5 protein-coding genes are annotated in these 4,091 nt (G+C 70.2%); 4 read left to right on the top strand and 1 reads right to left on the bottom strand.

Annotated features, from left to right (window positions below):
- The 4 genes from FXN61_RS47855 to FXN61_RS47840 form a co-directional block, all read left to right on the top strand.
- The coding region (locus tag FXN61_RS47855) for an acyl-CoA dehydrogenase family protein (protein WP_223165901.1) at positions 1 to 347 on the top strand (347 nt) is incomplete at its 5' end.
- Positions 344 to 1,465, top strand: coding sequence for a DegT/DnrJ/EryC1/StrS family aminotransferase (locus FXN61_RS47850; RefSeq protein ID WP_167980401.1), 1,122 nt, complete (start codon positions 344 to 346; stop codon positions 1,463 to 1,465). The genes FXN61_RS47855 and FXN61_RS47850, both read left to right, overlap by 4 nt.
- A 31-nt stretch (positions 1,466 to 1,496) precedes the next feature.
- A complete protein-coding gene (locus FXN61_RS47845; protein ID WP_167980400.1) occupies positions 1,497 to 2,720 on the top strand; it encodes a class I SAM-dependent methyltransferase in 1,224 nt (407 codons plus the stop codon).
- Between the two features lie 21 nt (positions 2,721 to 2,741).
- Entirely contained in the window at positions 2,742 to 3,332 is a 591-nt protein-coding gene (locus FXN61_RS47840) for a dTDP-4-dehydrorhamnose 3,5-epimerase family protein (protein ID WP_167980399.1), read from the top strand.
- Here FXN61_RS47840 and FXN61_RS47835 read toward each other — a convergent pair.
- On the bottom strand, positions 3,305 to 4,091 hold a 787-nt coding region (locus tag FXN61_RS47835), incomplete at its 5' end, for an NAD-dependent epimerase/dehydratase family protein (RefSeq protein ID WP_167980398.1). The two genes, FXN61_RS47840 and FXN61_RS47835, sit on opposite strands and share 28 nt — an antisense overlap.

Raw genomic sequence — 4,091 nt, 5'->3', positions numbered from 1 at the left:
CCGACGCGGCCGCCGCCGACCTCACCACCGACCCGGCCGAGCGCGGCCGGCGCATGATGACGCCCTTCCAGCGCGCCAAGATGATCGTCAACCACCTGTCGCTGCGCATCGTCAACGACAGCCTCACGATCGTCGGCGGCGCCTCGTACTCGGCGTCCCACCCGCTCGCCCGCCTCGTCCGGGACGTCCGCGCCGGCTGGTTCATGCAGCCGTACACCTATGTCGACGGCGTCGACTACCTCAGCGGCCAGGCGCTGCGGCTGGACAGGGACAACGACTACGTCAGCGCCCGGTCGGTGTCCGGTGCCACCCCAGACGCGTCCTCTCGAACCGGAAGGCAGCTATGACTACGCGAGTCTGGGACTACCTGCCCGAGTACGGGAAGGAACGGGTGGACATCCTCGACGCGGTCGAGACGGTGTTCGGGTCCGGGCAGCTCGTGCTCGGCGCCAGCGTCCGGGGATTCGAGGACGAGTTCGCCGCGTACCACGGTGGCGGGCACTGCACCGGCGTCGACAACGGCACCAACGCCCTCGTGCTGGCCCTGGAGGCGCTCGGCGTCGGCCACGGCGACGAGGTGATCACCGTGTCCAACACCGCCGCGCCCACCATCGTGGCCATCGCGAGCGTCGGTGCCACCCCGGTCTTCGTCGACGTGTGCGAGGACGACTACCTCATGGACACCGGCCTGGTGGCGGACGCGATCACGCCGCGGACGAAAGCCTTGCTGCCCGTGCACCTCTACGGCCAGTGCGTCGACATGGTGCCGCTCAGGCGACTGGCCGACCAGCACGGCCTGGCGCTGCTGGAGGACTGCGCCCAAGCGCACGGCGCCCGGCAGCACGGGCGACTCGCCGGCACCACGGGCAACGCCGCGGCCTTCTCGTTCTACCCCACGAAGGTGCTCGGGGCATACGGCGACGGCGGTGCGGTCCTGACGCGCGACGACGACATCGACCGCAGCCTGCGGCGCCTCCGGTACTACGGCATGGAGAAGACCTACTACGTCGTCGGACTGCCCGGCCACAACAGCCGGCTGGACGAGGTGCAGGCCGAGATACTGCGCCGCAAGCTGCGCCGCCTCGACGACTACATCGCCGCGCGCAACGCGATCGCCGAACGGTACGCAGAGGGCCTGGCCGGCCTCACCGGTCCCGGCGGCCTCGTCCTGCCGGCCGTCCGGGACGGCAACGACCACGTCTACTACCTGTACGTGGTCCGTCACCCGCGACGCGACGAGATCATCGAACGGCTGCAGGAGCACGACATCGAGCTCAACGTCAGTTACCGGTGGCCGGTGCACACCATGACCGGCTTCGCCCACCTCGGCTACGCCCCCGGCTCGTTGCCGGTGACCGAACGGCTGGCCGACGAGATCTTCTCGCTCCCGATGTACCCGTCACTGCCCCGCGACCGGCAGGACCGTGTCATCGAAGCCCTGCACGACGTGCTCGCCCCCCGCTGACCCCGCCCGCGCACCCGAGGAGCCCGAGCCCATGCCTTCAGCTACGTGTCAGGTCTGCGGCGGCGCGGTCGAAGAGTTCCTCGACCTGGGCCGCCAGCCGCTCTCCGACAACTTCCCCACCGCGCGGGACATCCCGCACGAGTTCTTCTACCGCCTGGCCGTCGGCATGTGCGGGACGTGCACCATGGTGCAGCTGATGGAACAGGTGCCCCGCGAGCGGATGTTCCACTACGACTACCCGTACTACTCCTCCGGGTCGTCGGTGATGCGGGCGCACTTCGAAGGCACCGCACGCCGTTTCCTCGACACCGAACTGACCGGACCGGATCCGTTCATGGTCGAGATCGGCAGCAACGACGGCGTGCTGCTGAAGACCATCCACCAGGCGAACGTGCGTCACGTCGGCTTCGAACCGTGCGGCAAGGTCGCGGAGACCGCGGCGAGCCGGGGTGTGCGGGTGCTCGAGGAGTTCTTCGACGCGGACTCCGCCGCGGCCGTGCGGAAGAGCGACGGCCCTGCCGACGTCATCTTCGCCGCCAACACCCTCTGCCACATCCCTTACATCTCCTCGATCCTGGAGGGAGTCGACGCGTTGCTGGCCGAGAACGGGGTGTTCGTGTTCGAAGACCCCTACCTCGGCGACATCGTGACGAGGACGTCGTTCGACCAGATCTACGACGAGCACTTCTTCCTGTTCACCGCCCGCGCGGTGGCGACGATGGCCGCCCGGTTCGACCTGGAGCTCGTCGACGTCGAGCGGCTCCCCGTGCACGGAGGCGAGGTCCGCTACACCCTCGCGCGGGCCGGCGCACGCAAGCCGACGGACGCCGTCGCCGCCCTGATCGCCGAGGAGCACGCGCGGCGACTCGCGGACATGCAGACGCTGCAACGATTCGCGGCCAACACCGTTCGGGTGCGCGACGACCTGGTGGCCGTGCTGCGCCGGCTGCGGGCTGAAGGCCACGAGATCGTCGGATACGGCGCCACCGCCAAGAGCGCGACGGTGACCAACTTCTGCGGCATCGGGCCGGATCTGGTCTCGTACGTCTGCGACACGACGCCCGCGAAGCAGGGCAGGTTCACGCCCGGCACGCACATCCCCGTCCAGCCTGCGGAGTCGTTCGGCGACCCGTTCCCGGACTTCGCACTGCTCTTCGCCTGGAACCACGCCGACGAGATCATGGCCAAGGAACAGGAGTTCCGGCGCGCGGGCGGCCGATGGATCCGGTACGTGCCGGACGTGCACATCATCTGACCGCGGCGGATCGGAGCCACCATGTCCGAGCAGACACGGCCTCTGGCGGTCCTGGGCGCCTTCGCCTTCACGACCACCGCGTTCCCTGACGAGCGCGGCGTGTTCCTGTCGCCGTACCGGCGATCGGTGTTCGAGGAGGCGCTCGGGCACCCGCTCTTCCCGGTGGCACAAGCCAGTTGCAGCGTCTCCCGCCGCGGTGTCGTCCGCGGTGTGCATTTCACGGTGACCCCGCCGGGCTGCTTGAAGTACGTCTACTGCTCGCGCGGCAGCGCCCTCGACATCGTCGTCGACACGCGCGTGGGCAGCCCGACGTTCGGCGTGCACGACTCCGTCGTCCTGGGCGGGGAGGGTCTTCCCGCCGTGTACTTCCCCGTCGGGGTCGGCCATCTGTTCGTCGCGCTCGAGGACGACACGGTGGTGAACTACCTGCTTTCCCAGGAGTACCAACAGGAGAACGAACTGGCCGTCTCCGCCTTCGACCCGGAGCTGGCGCTGCCGATCCCGCCGGACGCCGGCCTTCTGTCCGAACGCGACAGACGCGCCCCGACCCTGGCCGAGGCGCGCGCCGCCGGGATGTTGCCGGACTACGAGGTGTGCGTGCGGGCCACCTGATCCGCGAGCGTCCGGCACAGTGCTTCCCGCAGCGGCACCTGTGGAGACCATCCGGTCACCGCGCGGAACGCCGACGAGTCGACCACGACGCTGTGCGCGTCCGTGGCGAAGGCCTCCGCGGGCCTCGGTACGGAGACGATCGGGACCGCCGGCCTGCCCGTGTGTTCGGCCACGACCTCGGCGATGGTGCCAAACAGCTCACGGAGAGGCACACCGCGACCCGTGCCGAGGAGCCAGTGCCCGCCGGCCAGCCGATCCGCGTGGTCGAGTGCCGCCACGAACGCGTCCGCGACGTCGTCCACGTAGAGCAGGTCGCGCTCGATCGCGCCGTCGGCCCACACGGTGAGCGGTTCTCCTGCCAGGGCCAGCCGGGTCATCGCCGCGACCACGCCGCGGGCTGACGGTGGGCCGAAGACGGTCGGCAGCCGCAGCGAAACACCACGGAGCGCACCGTCCGCGGTGGCCGCCATGAGCAGCTGCTCGGCAGCGAGCTTCTGGCGGTCGTACGCGGTCACGGGGTGGTCGTGCTCGGTGCCGTCGATCGGTGTCCGCGGCGCCAGGCCGACCTGGGAGGTGGACCCGGCGAACACCACCACCGGGGCCGGTCCGCTGTGCCGCAGGACCCGCACCAGCTCACGCACGACGCCCACGGTGGTGCGTTCGCCTGCGAGGTCATCGGCACCACGCCAGCCCGAGTCGGGCAGCAGCAGGTTGATCACCGCGTCGGCGCCCGCGACCGCCGCGGCCAGGGCTCGCGGG

Source organism: Lentzea indica (assembly GCF_012184385.1).
GTDB lineage: Bacteria > Actinomycetota > Actinomycetes > Mycobacteriales > Pseudonocardiaceae > Lentzea > Lentzea indica.
The sequence above is the reverse complement of the archived record's forward strand: the minus strand, read 5'-3'. Positions and strand labels throughout refer to the sequence as shown.